This is a genomic window from Pseudomonas flexibilis (assembly GCF_000806415.1).
Lineage (GTDB): Bacteria > Pseudomonadota > Gammaproteobacteria > Pseudomonadales > Pseudomonadaceae > Serpens > Serpens flexibilis.
Genome location: NZ_JTAK01000002.1, coordinates 598,562 through 611,815, shown reverse-complemented (window position 1 = coordinate 611,815; position 13,254 = coordinate 598,562). Strand labels below are relative to the sequence as shown.

Genomic DNA, 13,254 nt, shown 5'->3' with positions numbered 1-13,254 from the left:
AGCTGTAATAAGACGGGAGCGCAGTCTACCGGAATCAACCGGTCAGCTCAAACCCGAGGTTGGCCTTCGGGCATTCCCAATGCAGGCGACCTCGCACTTCCGAGGTGCATAGCGCGGGCAGGTTGGCCACCGCCAACAGCTCGTCGCCGCGCAGCAGCAGTGGCAAACGGTCGCGCACGAACGGCGGCAGCCCGCTCTCGTTGAGCAGCCGTTTCAGGTCACGCGTGCCGCGCGCCGCCAGCGTCATCCGCTCGCCGCCTTGCCGGTAGGCCAGCCGCAGCTCCCCCGAAGGCAGGCGGCCCTGCCAGCGCGCCAGGCCATTGCCCGGCAGATCGATCTGCCCTCCCGCAAAGCCGGCCTTCAGATGAACGCTGTTCAGCCAGGGGCCCGACAGCCACCAGAGCCGGCCGGCGGCGCGACGCAGCTCGCCGCCCTGCAGACGCCAGACCGGCGCACGATCGTCGACGGCGTCGCGCAGGCAGGCCCAGCCCGCCCAATGCTCGCTGTCCGGCAGCCGCGTCAGCGGCGCCAGCCAGTGACGCAGCGCGTTGCGCTGACGTGCTTCGGACAGCATCTGCAGCGGTCCCAGGCGCAATGAAGGCAGGCTCAGCCAGGGCCAGGGCGACGGTTCGCTCGCCGCGACCAGGTCCTGGTCGGCCAGCTCGCCCAGCAGGGCATCCGCCTCGCGCAGGTGCGCGGCCGTGCGCGCCAGATTGCCCGCCACCTGAGGCCAGTAGCCCGCCAGCAGCGGCATGACCTGCTGGCGCAGAAAATTGCGGGCGAAGCGGGTATCGGTGTTCGAAGGGTCTTCCACCCACTGCAGACCGTGGTGTCTCGCCCAACCTTCAAGCTCGGCGCGCGACACCGCCAACAGCGGCCGGACCAGGCTCCCCGCCCCCAGCGGACGACTCACCGGCATGCCGCCCAAGCCACGCACGCCGGCGCCGCGCAACAGGCGAAACAGCAGCGTCTCGGCCTGGTCGTCGCGATGCTGGGCGGTGAGCAGCACATCGCCGGGCCGCAGCGCCGCGGCGAACGCGGCATAGCGCGCCTCGCGCGCCGCCTGTTCCAGGCTGGCGGCATTGCGATCCACCTCGACCCGGACAACCTGCAGTGCGATGCCCAGCCGCTCACACACCGCGCGGCAATGCGCCGGCCAGGGTTCGGCGGCGGCCTGCAGGCCATGGGCGACATGGATGGCGGAAAGCGGCGGAAGGGTTTCGCGCTCGCGCAGCTCGGCGAGCAGATGCAGGAGTACCGTTGAATCCAGCCCACCGGAAAAGGCCACGCGCCAGGCAGCCGCGTCGCACCAGGGCGAGAGGGCATGGAGAAGTCGATCAGGGAGGGTCATGGCGGGAGGCTAGCGGGGCCAGACCCCGAAAAGCAAGGAGCCGACTGACGTCGGCTCCGAGGTGCAGCAGCGCGGACGGACCGATCAGGCCACGCCGTAGCTCATCAGGCGCTCGTAGCGACGCGCCAGCAGGGCGTCGGTTTCCAGGCCTTGCAGCATATCCAGCTGAGCATTCAGCTTGTCGCGCAGGCTGGCGGCCATGCTGCCCGGATCGCGGTGGGCGCCGCCCAGCGGCTCCTTGATGATCTCGTCGACGATGCCCAGCTCGCGCAGGCGCTCGGCGGTGATGCCCATGGCCTCGGCGGCTTCCGGCGCCTTCTCGGCGGTGCGCCACAGGATCGAGGCGCAGCCTTCGGGCGAGATGACCGAGTAGGTGGAGTACTGCAGCATGTTCAGCTGGTCGCACACGCCGATGGCCAGCGCGCCACCCGAACCACCCTCGCCGATGACGGTGGCGATGATCGGCGTCTTCAGGCGCGCCATCACGCGCAGGTTCCAGGCGATGGCCTCGCTCTGGTTGCGCTCCTCGGCATCGATGCCCGGATAGGCGCCGGGGGTATCGATGAAGGTGAGGATCGGCATCTTGAAGCGCTCGGCCATTTCCATCAGACGGCAGGCCTTGCGGTAGCCTTCCGGACGCGGCATGCCGAAGTTGCGGCGCACCTTCTCGCGCACGTCGCGGCCCTTCTGGTGGCCGATGATCATCACCGGGCGCTCGCCCAGGCGCGCCACACCACCGACGATGGCGGCGTCATCGGAAAAGTGCCGGTCACCATGCAGCTCTTCAAACTCGCTGAAGATGTGGCTGATGTAATCCAGGGTGTAGGGACGCTTGGGATGACGGGCCAGTTGGGCGATCTGCCAGCTGGTCAGGTTGCTGAAGATGCTGGCGGTCAGCGACAGGCTCTTCTCCTGCAGACGACCGATCTCTTCGCCGATGTTCAGCGAATTGTCGTTGCCCACCAGGCGCAGCTCCTCGATCTTGGCCTGCAGGTCGGCAATCGGCTGTTCGAAATCCAGAAAGTTCGGGTTCATAGTCATCCGTCTTGTTTCGCGGCCAGGGGCCGGGCGGCTGTTCCGGGAGGAGCCCACCTCGAAGATTCGGGGCTCCCGTGGTCGAGCTGGCGGTCATTCCCGCTAGCGGTAGTGCAGGAAGACGTTGTCGCGTCCGAACTGGTCACGCAACGCCTGAATCAGGTTGTCGGTCGGGTCCACCTGCCAGGCCTCCCCGAACTGCAACTGGGCGCGTGCCTCGCTACCGGTATAGTCCAGGGTCAGCGGACAGGCGCCCCGATGGCGCTTGAACAGATCAGCCATCCAGCGCAGGCGCTCGCCCTGCAGCATCTGATGATCGACCTTCAGGCGCAGGCTCTCGGCCAGCGCGGTGCGCGCGCTTTCCAGGCTCAGCACGCGCTTGGCGCGCAGGCGCAGGCCGCCGGAGAAATCGTCGTGGCTGACCTCGCCTTCCACCACCACCAGCGCGTCATTCTGCAGCAGCGCCTGGTTGCTGGCGAAGGCGTCGGCGAACAACGAAGCCTCGATGCGCCCAGAGCGGTCATCCAGGGTGATGAAGCCCATCTTGTCGCCCTTCTTGTTCTTCATCACCCGCAGGTTGACGATCAGCCCGGCGATGGTCTGCAGCTCGCGCGACGGCTTGAGATCGACGATGCGCTGGCGGGCGAAACGCCGCACTTCCTTCTCGTACTCGTCGATGGGGTGGCCGGTCAGATACAGGCCGAGGGTTTCTTTCTCGCCGCGCAGGCGTTCCTTGATCGACAGCTCGCGCACCTTGCGGTGGTTGGCGTACACGTCCGCCTCCGGCTCGGCGAACAGGCCGCCGAACAGGTCCATGTGGCCGCTCTGCTCGCTGCGCGCGGTCTGCTCGGCAGCCTGCACGGCTTCCTCCATGGCGGCCAGCAGCACCGCGCGATTGAGGTCCACGCTGGCCTGGTAGGCCTTCGGCTCGTCTTGATAGTAGGGACCGAGGCGATCCAGCGCGCCGGAGCGGATCAGCGCCTCCAGGGTGCGCTTGTTGATGCGCTTGAGGTCGACGCGGCTGCAGAAGTCGAACAGGTCCTTAAACGGCCCTCCCTCGGCGCGGCATTCGACGATGGCCTCCACCGGCCCCTCGCCAACGCCCTTGATGGCGCCCAGGCCGTAGACGATGCGGCCATCCTCGTTGACGGTGAACTTGAACTCCGAGGTGTTCACGTCTGGCGCATCGAGGCGCAGCTTCATGCTGCGGCACTCTTCGATGAGGATCACCACCTTGTCGGTGTTGTGCATGTCCGCCGAGAGCACCGCCGCCATGAACGGCGCCGGGTAATGCGCCTTCAGCCAGGCGGTCTGGTAGGAAACCAGACCATAGGCGGCCGAGTGGGACTTGTTGAAACCGTAGCCGGCGAATTTTTCCACCAGGTCGAAGATGTTGCCCGCCAGCTCCGCATCGATGCCGTTGTTCGCGCAGCCCTCGATGAAGCCGCCGCGCTGCTTGGCCATTTCCTCGGGCTTCTTCTTGCCCATGGCGCGGCGCAGCATGTCGGCGCCGCCGAGGGTGTAGCCGGCCATCACCTGGGCGATCTGCATCACCTGTTCCTGGTACAGGATGATGCCGTAGGTGGGCTTGAGCACCGGCTCGAGACCCGCGTACTGGTAGTCGGGGTGCGGGTAGGAGAGCGGCGCGCGGCCGTGCTTGCGGTTGATGAAGTCGTCCACCATGCCCGACTGCAGCGGGCCGGGGCGGAACAGCGCCACCAGGGCGATCATGTCTTCCAGGCAGTCGGGCTTGAGCTTCTTGATCAGCTCCTTCATGCCGCGCGATTCCAACTGGAACACGGCCGTGGTCTCGGCCTTCTGCAGCATGTCGTAGGTTTTCTTGTCATCCAGCGGAATGCGGTCGATGTCGACCAGCTCGGTCTCGCCGCGACGGCGCTGCTCGCGGTGGATGGTCTCCAGCGCCCACTTGATGATGGTCAGCGTGCGCAGGCCGAGGAAGTCGAACTTCACCAGGCCGGCCTGCTCCACGTCGTCCTTGTCGAACTGGGTCACCAGACCGTTGCCGTCCTCGTCGCACAGTACGGCGGAGAAATCGGTGAGCTTGGTCGGTGCGATTACCACGCCGCCGGCGTGCTTGCCGGTGCCGCGGGTGATGCCTTCCAGCTTGAGGGACATGTCCCAGATTTCCTGGGCTTCCTCGTCGTTCTTGAGGAACTCGCGCAGCGGCTCCTCCATCTCGAAGGCCTTCTCCAGGGTCATGCCCACTTCGAAGGGGATCATCTTCGACAGCTTGTCGGCCAGGCCGTAGGACTTGCCCTGGGCGCGCGCCACGTCGCGCACCACCGCCTTGGCGGCCATGGTGCCAAAGGTGACGATCTGGCTCACCGCGTTGCGGCCGTACTTGTCGGCCACGTACTCGATCACCCGGTCGCGGCCGTCCATGCAGAAGTCGACGTCGAAGTCGGGCATGGACACCCGCTCGGGGTTCAGGAAGCGTTCGAACAGCAGGTCGTAGGCCAGCGGATCGAGGTCAGTGATCTTCAGCACATAGGCGACCAGCGAGCCCGCACCCGAGCCCCGCCCCGGCCCCACCGGCACGCCGTTGTTCTTGGCCCACTGGATGAAGTCCATCACGATCAGGAAGTAGCCGGGGAAGCCCATCTGGATGATGGTGTTGAGCTCGAACTCCAGGCGATCCACGTAGCGCTGGCGCACTTCCTCATAGTTGGGCGTGGTGTCCTTCGGCCAAAGCACCGCCAGACGCTCTTCCAGCCCCTCGTAGGAGGCATGGCGCAGGTAGTCGTCGATGTTCATGCCGTTGGGGGTGGGGAAATCCGGCAGGAAGTGCTTGCCCAGCTTCACTTCGATGTTGCAGCGCCGGGCGATTTCCACCGTGTTCTCGATAGCGTCCGGCAGGTCGCTGAACAGCTCGGCCATTTCCTCGGGCGATTTCAGGTACTGCTGGTCGCTGTACAGGCGCGGGCGGCGCGGGTCGTCCAGGGAGCGGCCTTCGCCGATGCACACGCGGGTTTCGTGGGCGGCGAAATCGTCCTGCTTGAGGAAGCGCACATCGTTGGTGGCCACGATCGGCGCGCCGCAGCGATCGGCCAGCGGCACGGCGGCGTGCAGGTATTCCTCGTCGTTGACCCGGTTGGTGCGCTGCAGCTCGACGTAGAAACGCTCCGGGAAGGCATCCATCCATTCACGCAGCAGACGCTCGGCCAGCGCCTCGTCGCCATTCAGCAGCGCTTGGCCAACCTCCCCTTCCTTGGCGCCAGACAGGGCGATCAGCCCTTCGGACGCTTCCTTGACCCAGTCGCGCTCGATCACCACCATGCCGTTGCGCTGGCCTTCGGTCCAGCCGCGGGAGACCAGCTCGGTGAGGTTCAGATAGCCCTTGGCATCCATCACCAGCAGGGTCATGCGGCTCAGCGGGCCGTCTTCCTCGAGACTCGCCAGCCAGATGTCCGCGCCGCAGATGGGCTTGATGCCCGCGCCATTGGCCGCCTTGTAGAACTGCACCAGCGAATGCATGTTGCTGATTTCGGTCACCGCCACCGCCGGCATGCCCGCCGCCGCCACGGCCTTGACCAGCGGCTTGACGCGCACCAGGCCATCGACCAGCGAGAACTCGGTATGCAGACGCAGATGGACGAACGAAACGGGCATGGCTGACCTGGGCACGGCTGACGGTAAGGGGCGGGATTGTAACGGAAAGCGCGCAGGCGGGGCGGTGGGCAGCGCCACAACTGCTAACCGGCAATCAGCTGCCGCGCCGCCTGGTTGTGCGCGGCGATCAGCGCGGCAACGTCCAGCCCTTCGATCCGCCCATCGACCACCCGCCAGCGGCCGCCGACCATGACCCGGTCGGCCCGCTCGGCGCCGCACAGCAGCAGCGCCGCCAGCGGGTCGTGACTGCCGGAAAAGCGCAGCTCGTCGAGCTTGAACAGCGCCAGGTCGGCCTGCTTGCCCACAGCCAGTTCGCCGATATCCGTGCGGCCCAGCAGGCGCGCCGAACCCCGGGTCGCCCAGCCGAGCACCTTCTCCGGCGTGATCGCCGCCGCGCCGTAGCGCAGACGCTGCAGGTACAGCGCTTGGCGCGCCTCGAGCATCAGGTTGGAGGTATCGTTGGCGGCCGAGCCATCGACGCCGAGGCCAATGATCGCCCCTTCGACCTCCAGCTGCAGGGTCCGGCAGATACCGCTGCCCAGGCGCATGTTGGCGCTCGGGCAATGGCAGATACCGACGCCGGCGGCGCCGAGGCGGTCGATCTCCACCTGGCTGAAGTGGATGCCATGGGCCAGCCAGGTGCGCGGCCCCAGCCAGCCGACGCTCTTCAGGTAGTCCACGGCATGCATGTTGTGGCGCCGCAGGCAGTACGCCGCATCGTCCGGCGTCTCGCCCAGGTGCGTGTGCAGCCGCACATCGCGCGCCTCGGCCAGCACGGCGGTGTCGCGCATCAGCTCACGGGTGACCGAGAACGGCGAACAGGGCGCCAGGGCGATCTGGATCTGCGCGCCGTCGCCGCGCTGGTGGTAGCGGTCGATCAGCCGCGCGCTGTCGGCGAGGATCACCTCGGCGTCCTGCTCCAGGCGCCGGTAGGGCCGCCCGCCGTCGGGCTTGGCCAGGTTCATCGAGCCCCGGCACAGGGTGGCGCGCATACCCAGCTCGCGCACCGCTTCCACCTCTATATCGATGGCTTGCTCCAGGCCGTCCGGGAACAGGTAATGCTGATCCACCGTGGTGGTGCAACCCGACAGCAACAGCTCGGCCAGCGCGACCCGGCTGGCCAGTGCCAGTTGCTCGGCCGTCAGCCCGGCCCACACCGGGTAGAGCGTCATCAGCCAGTCGAGCAGCGACACACTGGCCACCGGCCCCCAGGCGCGGGTCAGGGTCTGATAGAAGTGATGATGGGCATTGACCAGCCCCGGCAACACCACGTGCTCGCGGGCATCGAAGGTGCTGTCCACCGGCCGCGCCGGCGCCTGACCGGCGCCCAGCAGCTCGACGATCACCCCGCCTTCAATCACCAGCCCGCCCGGCGCGCGCTGCTCGTTGGCGGTGAACAGGGCGAGGGGGTTCTTGATCCAGAGGCGAGTGGCGGGCATGGCGGACGTTTCCAGTGTTGCGTGACGGGTCAAGGGGGTGTCCATCTGGGCAAAATCAGGTCCCGGAGGGGGCTAACCGAGCCGTCACCCGCGATCTTCTGCTTTAAAGAATGGGGCGATAAATAAATGCCGTGTCTTTTCCCTCATTCCTGCACGAGTCAGCCTAGACGAAAAAATAATCTGCCCCCTTTCGCTCTATATCTACGACTTTAGGCTGATGCTCAATAAGCGAGAGCGCTCATTGGCTTACCCTCAAAAAAGCTCCCATTAGAGCAGAGCAGCCAGCGGAGCTTACTCCTACAAAACGAGGTCCATAAATGCTCATTTTCTTTGCCAGCCTTGCAATACTTTTACTCGGCTACAAGTTCTACAGCCCATTTGTTGAAAAACAAACGGGCATAGACCCTACAGCCATAACCCCCCAACAGCGCCTGCATGACGGCGTCGACTACGTCCCCATCAGCCCCATGCGGGCATTTCTGATTCAGTTTTTGAACATTGCCGGTATCGGCCCTATTTTCGGCCCCATCCTGGGCGCCCTGTATGGCCCGATCGCGCTGGTCTGGATTGTCATCGGCAACGTTATTGGCGGTGCGGTGCATGACTATTTCTCCGGCGTGATGAGCCTCAAGGAAGATGGTAAAAGCCTGCCGGAGATTGCCGGCAACTATTACAACGTGATCTTCAAAGGCTTCATGCTGGTCTTCACTTGCATGCTGCTTTTCTTCGTTGGCGTGGTTTTCATCATGAGCCCGGCAGGCCTGCTGAGCAACCTGTCCTATTTCGAAGGCACGTTCCTGGCCGGAAATACATTTTGGGTATTGTTAATTCTCGCCTATTATTTCTTCGCGACCTTGCTACCCATCGACAAAATCATCGCCAAACTGTATCCGCTGTTTGGCTTGCTGATGATCGTGATGACCAGCCTGGTTGCTCTGGCGCTGCTGCGTGAAGCGCCCCATCTGCCTCAGGTCACCGATCTGTTCGCCTACTTCGACGGCCACCATGAGCATGACTTCCTGACGCCCAACCCCAGCGGACTGCCCATTTGGCCGTTGCTGTTCCTGACCATAACCTGCGGGGCCATCAGTGGTTTCCACTCTACCCAGTCGCCGATGATCGCCCGCTGCCTCACCAATGAAAAATATGCTCGCCCGGTGTTCTACGGCGCGATGATGTGCGAAGGCATAGTCGCCTGCGTGTGGGCTACGGCAGGCATCGCCACCTTCCCCGGCGGCTATGTCGAACTCAAGGCTATGCTCGACCAGGGCGGGCCGGGCTTTGTGGTCAACCATATCGCTACCAGCTACCTGGGCATCTTTGGCGGAGTGATGGCGATCCTGGCAGTGGCCATCTTCCCGATCACCTCCGGCGACACCGCTTTCCGCTCGCTGCGCCTGACCATCACCGACGCCTTCAACATTCCCCAGTCCGCCATGCGCCGCCTGGCTTTGTCGGCGCCGCTGCTGGGCGTGGCGTATCTGATGACGTTCCTGGACTTCTCGCTGATCTGGCGATACTTCGCCTTCTCCAACATGCTGCTCTCCACCAGCGTGCTGTGGCTGGCAACCAAGTATCTGTTGGATCGGGGCAGCTTCCACTGGATTGTCAGCATCCCCGCCGTGATCGGCACCGCCGTGACCATTTCGTATATCGCAACGGCCGGGATTGGTTTTAACCTGCCAATCCACTATGCCAAACCGATTGGCATCCTGATCGCCGTGGCCTGCCTCATCGGTGTGGTCATTCAACACAATAGAAACAATGCCAATGCGTATGCGGAACCGGAAGCGTAACTAAACCCGCCACCTATTACGCAGCATTAGCCGGGCAGACGGGGCCACTCGAAAGAGTAGGCCCCGTTTTCGTTACCAAGAAGGATGACGCAAGCGTTTGACCGGGATCGAAGCCACCAGCAGATCGGCTGGAAAGCTCTAGAGAATTTTGATCTTGCCCAGCTCCAGTGGACACCCCGTTAAGCGATACACTGCACGAGGTGAACCATGGCAAGACCCGCAAGCACGATGAAGCAAACCCGTACCCGCCACTCCCAAGCCTACAAGGATGAAGCCTTGGCGCTCGCTGAGCGAGTCGGCGTCAGCAGAGCCGCCGAGCAGCTTGGCCTTCATGCGTCCCAGCTTTATGGCTGGCGGAGCAAGCAGCAGCAATCACAGACCAACAGTGAGCGTGAGCAATCTCTGGCCGACGAAAACGCCCGACTCAAGCGGCTTCTGGCCGAGCAAGCCGAAGAGCTGGCCATCGTAAAAAAGGCCGCCGCGTACTTTGCCAAGAGCCTCAAGTGAAGTACGCCTTCATGAGAACCCACACCTCGCAGTTTTCGGTGAAAGCCATGTGCCGTGTGCTGGGCGTCGCTCGTAGCGGCTTCTACGCCTGGTGCTCACGCCGCCCCTCTACACGCCATCAGCAACGGGCCGAACGGGATCAGCGGGTCGCGCAGGCCTACAGCGCAAGCAAAGGCCGCAGCGGAGCTCCACGGCTTTGCCATGACCTGCGGGACGCGGGGTTGCCCTGCAATCGCAAGACGGTTGCTGCCTCGATGCGACGGCAAGGATTGCGCGCCAAAGCGGCCAGGAAGTTCAAGGCCACGACCAACTCCCGGCACTCGCTCCCCGTTGCGGACAACCTGCTCCAGCAGGACTTCACGGCATCGGCTCCGAATCAGAAATGGGTGGGCGATATCACCTACCTGCACACGGAAGAAGGCTGGCTGTATCTGGCGGTGATCATTGATCTGTATTCCCGGAGGGTGATCGGCTGGGCCATGAGCGAACGCATGACGGCCGACCTGGTCTGCGATGCCCTGCGCATGGCGCTGTGGCGACGCAAGCAGCCCACCGGTGTGATCGTGCACAGCGACCGCGGCAGCCAGTACTGCTCGATGGCCTACCAGACGCTGATCCGAGCCCATCAGTTGCGCTGCAGCATGAGCGCGAAAGGCAACTGCTACGACAATGCGCACGCTGGGGCACATCAGCCCGGAAGCCTTTGAAGCTCGGATGAGTGCCTAAATCCGTGTCCACTACTGCTGGGCAAGATCATTTCCAGTGCTTTGCGCACCGGCGCAAAGCTGCGTCGGTGGATAGGCGTGGCGCCAAGGCGCTGCAGCGCTTCGAGGTGGACGGGCGTGGGGTAGCCCTTGTGGCCGGCCAGGCCGTAGCCGGGGTAGATCAGGTCCAGCGCCTGCATTTCCCGGTCGCGGCTGACCTTGGCGAGGATGGAGGCGGCGGCGATGGCGGGCACCTCGGCGTCGCCGCCGATCACCGGGGCGCTGGGCACAGAGAGTTTGGGACAGCGGTTGCCGTCGATCAGCGCCAGCTTCGGTGTAACGCTCAAGCCGTCCACAGCGCGCTGCATGGCCAGCATGGTGGCGTGGAGGATGTTGAGGCGGTCGATTTCGTCCACCTCGGCGCGGGCAATGCACCAGGCCAGCGCTTTTTCCTGAATCTCGTCGAACAGCGCCTCGCGGCGCGCTTCGGTGAGTTTCTTGGAGTCGTTGAGGCCCCGGATCGGGCGGGCCGGATCGAGGATCACCGCGGCGGTGACCACCGGGCCGCAGAGCGGACCGCGGCCAACTTCGTCGACACCGGCGACCAGTTCCTCGACCAGTTCGAAATCCAGGCCCAGCTGCATCTCAGCGGCCCACCAGTGCCAGCACCGCGTCGGCCGCACGCGCCGACGCATCGCGGCGCAGCGTGCGGTGGATCTGGTCGAAGCCGTCGGTCTGCGCGTGACCATCGACGATCAGCGGCGCCAGCGTCTGCGCCAGGGCGTCCGGGGTGGCGGCATCCTGGATCAGCTCGGGCACCAGCAGGCGCTGGGCCAGCAGATTGGGCAGCGACACGTAGGGGCTTTTCACCAACCGCTTGAGAATGCGGTAGGTGAGTGGCGCTACCTTGTAGGCGACCACCATGGGCCGCTTGTACAGCAGCGCTTCCAGGGTGGCGGTGCCCGAGGCGATCAGCACCGCATCACAGGCGGCGAGCGCTTGGTGCGACTGGCCGTCGAGCAGGGTCAGGGCCAGGTTGCGGCCGGCCAGTGGGAAAATAAATCTGTCCCCTTTTTCGCTTTTTCGAAGCGCACCACATAAAAAAGGGGCCGATAGACGGCCCCTCTAAATCGACTGCCAAGCAGTACCGGCTTACTTGGCGCTGGCCAGAGCAGTGTCGGTCGGTTGCTGCAGTTTCGTAGCGGTCTGGATGGTCTCGACACAGAATGCAACTGAGTTTGCCAGCGAGTCCCGCAGGCCTTCGCCGCTTTCGAGTTGCTCGTAGGTGGGCGCGTCGTCCGTATTGTCATAGTCGGGCACGTGGGAGCACAGACCTTCGGCGAGGACACTCTTGTTTGCCACATCGATCAGCCTTGCGTGGGCCGAATACATGACGCGGTAATTGTTCCAGTCGGAGGGGAAATAGATAGAACCCCAGCCCAGCGTCTTCACGTCAAGGATGAAGTCATAATCCGAGTAGGTCTTTGCCAATGCATCTACCTTGCTGTTCAACGGAACGGATTGTTCCGCTTCGACAACCTTGACTCGGTAGTTGCTGGCCAGGCCCCGAGAAATCTCACGGGCGATCGACATGGCCGGATCTTCGATGCCATTGTTCCTGATCATCTGATTGCCGCTCGACTGGGCAGACGCCAGGCCCAGCATGCCGAACTGCACGTTTACGGCCGTCTGGGCCGCAAAACTGGGCAGTTCGTTGTAGCGGGACACGGCCAGGGTCTTGCCTTCCAATCGTACGGAATCCTGCGTGGTGAACTCGGTGGTCTTGATACCGGCACAGCCGGTTACAACGAGGCCAAGCAGCATGACGGGCAGCAGTTTGAATAGGTACTTCATCCTAAGCTCTCTCTTCCTTTTGAATGGCAATGTGACCATGCAGTCATTTTGATATCATCGCCGGGAAGAGCTTTCTACAGATTGCAGCACCCAAGCGCAAGGCCGAGGTCGCTGGCCGTCTGACCACAGGGAGCAAATTTATTTCTCACTGCACTTCCTTGGCCTCCCCTGCCCACGCCGCTCGATTCTCAGGCCCGCGATGCGCTCGATCTCCTCGACGAAACGATCGCTACCCGTCAGTTGCCCGCGCTGCAACGCATCGCGGATCAGCCGCGTCTCCTCTTCCGGAATCGCCTGCTTCACGAATGCAGCGTACCGCTCTCGCCGCGCGCCTGGATCAGCACCCAGCGCCAGGAAGTAGGGATCGGTATCCAGCCAGTCCGCCGGGGCATCTTCGCTGATGCGCCCGCGATAGCTTGACCACGGGTAGTCGCCCGGCTCCGCACACATGCGGGCGCGCACCGGGTTCAGTTCGATATAGCGAGAACAAGCCAGCAGGTAGGTATCCGTCTGCACCACGCTGGATTTGTAGCGGCTTTCCCAAAGCGTACCGGAGCGCCCTTCCAGCCGGTTGCGATAGCGCGTGGCGCGAGCCGCCAGCGTTTTCATCAGTTGGCTCAAACCGGTCGTGGATTCACCGGGCGCCAGCAGCAGATGCACATGGTTGGTCATCAGGCAGTAGGCGTAGACCTTGACCCCGAAGGCATCCTTGAGCTCGCGAAGATCCGTCAGGTAGCGCTGATAGTCCGCGTCGGCCGCGAAGACAACCTGCCGGTTGTGGCCGCGCTGAACCACATGATGCGGGTAGTTGGCCAACACGATACGTCCCATCCTGGGCATGACTCTTCTCCATCCGTGGAGAAGGCAGCCTAGACGGGAAAATAAATCTGTCCCTTTTTCCAAAGAGGGCTAAGTAAGTGCCATTCAAATCTGTCCCC

Annotated in this window: 8 protein-coding genes and 2 pseudogenes; 2 read left to right on the top strand and 8 right to left on the bottom strand. The window is 63.8% G+C overall.

Annotated elements, in window-relative coordinates; translation table 11 throughout:
- Positions 1–34: 34 nt before the first annotated feature.
- The 4 genes from tilS to PT85_RS06605 form a co-directional block, all read right to left on the bottom strand.
- The gene (gene tilS / locus PT85_RS06620; RefSeq protein ID WP_039606230.1) at positions 35–1,351 is read right to left on the bottom strand and encodes a tRNA lysidine(34) synthetase TilS; all 1,317 of its coding nucleotides are present in this window, start codon (positions 1,349–1,351) and stop codon (positions 35–37) included.
- A gap of 84 nt (positions 1,352–1,435) precedes the next feature.
- Positions 1,436–2,386, bottom strand: a complete 951-nt coding sequence (locus PT85_RS06615; protein WP_027589205.1) for an acetyl-CoA carboxylase carboxyltransferase subunit alpha — start codon at positions 2,384–2,386, stop codon at positions 1,436–1,438.
- Between the two features lie 102 nt (positions 2,387–2,488).
- On the bottom strand, positions 2,489–6,016 hold the full coding sequence (gene dnaE / locus PT85_RS06610; protein WP_039606229.1) for a DNA polymerase III subunit alpha: 3,528 nt from the start codon (positions 6,014–6,016) through the stop codon (positions 2,489–2,491).
- 83 nt (positions 6,017–6,099) lie between these two features.
- Positions 6,100–7,455 carry an 8-oxoguanine deaminase gene (locus PT85_RS06605; RefSeq protein WP_039606228.1) on the bottom strand — a complete coding sequence of 452 codons (1,356 nt, stop codon included), beginning with the start codon at positions 7,453–7,455 and terminating at the stop codon, positions 6,100–6,102.
- Between the two features lie 317 nt (positions 7,456–7,772).
- Here PT85_RS06605 and PT85_RS06600 point away from each other — a divergent pair, with 317 nt between their 5' ends.
- Both PT85_RS06600 and PT85_RS06590 read left to right on the top strand, forming a co-directional pair.
- Positions 7,773–9,251 (top strand): carbon starvation CstA family protein, encoded by a 1,479-nt coding sequence (locus tag PT85_RS06600; protein WP_039606227.1) that lies wholly within the window; start codon positions 7,773–7,775, stop codon positions 9,249–9,251.
- A gap of 207 nt (positions 9,252–9,458) precedes the next feature.
- Positions 9,459–10,484: pseudogene (locus PT85_RS06590) on the top strand (IS3 family transposase).
- Here PT85_RS06590 and rnhB read toward each other — a convergent pair.
- The 4 genes and pseudogenes from rnhB to PT85_RS06570 all read right to left on the bottom strand — a co-directional run bounded on the left by rnhB (position 10,447) and on the right by PT85_RS06570 (position 13,156).
- The gene (gene rnhB, locus PT85_RS06585; protein ID WP_052199716.1) at positions 10,447–11,106 is read right to left on the bottom strand and encodes a ribonuclease HII; all 660 of its coding nucleotides are present in this window, start codon (positions 11,104–11,106) and stop codon (positions 10,447–10,449) included. The pseudogene PT85_RS06590 and the gene rnhB sit on opposite strands and share 38 nt — an antisense overlap.
- Before the next feature lies 1 nt (position 11,107).
- Positions 11,108–11,584, bottom strand: a pseudogene (locus PT85_RS06580) (lipid-A-disaccharide synthase); the annotation flags it as partial.
- Positions 11,585–11,614: 30 nt separating this feature from the next.
- Positions 11,615–12,316 carry a hypothetical protein gene (locus PT85_RS06575; protein WP_052199868.1) on the bottom strand — a complete coding sequence of 234 codons (702 nt, stop codon included), beginning with the start codon at positions 12,314–12,316 and terminating at the stop codon, positions 11,615–11,617.
- Positions 12,317–12,454: 138 nt separating this feature from the next.
- Positions 12,455–13,156, bottom strand: a complete 702-nt coding sequence (locus PT85_RS06570; protein ID WP_039606225.1) for a transposase — start codon at positions 13,154–13,156, stop codon at positions 12,455–12,457.
- Between the last annotated feature and the right edge of the window lie 98 nt (positions 13,157–13,254).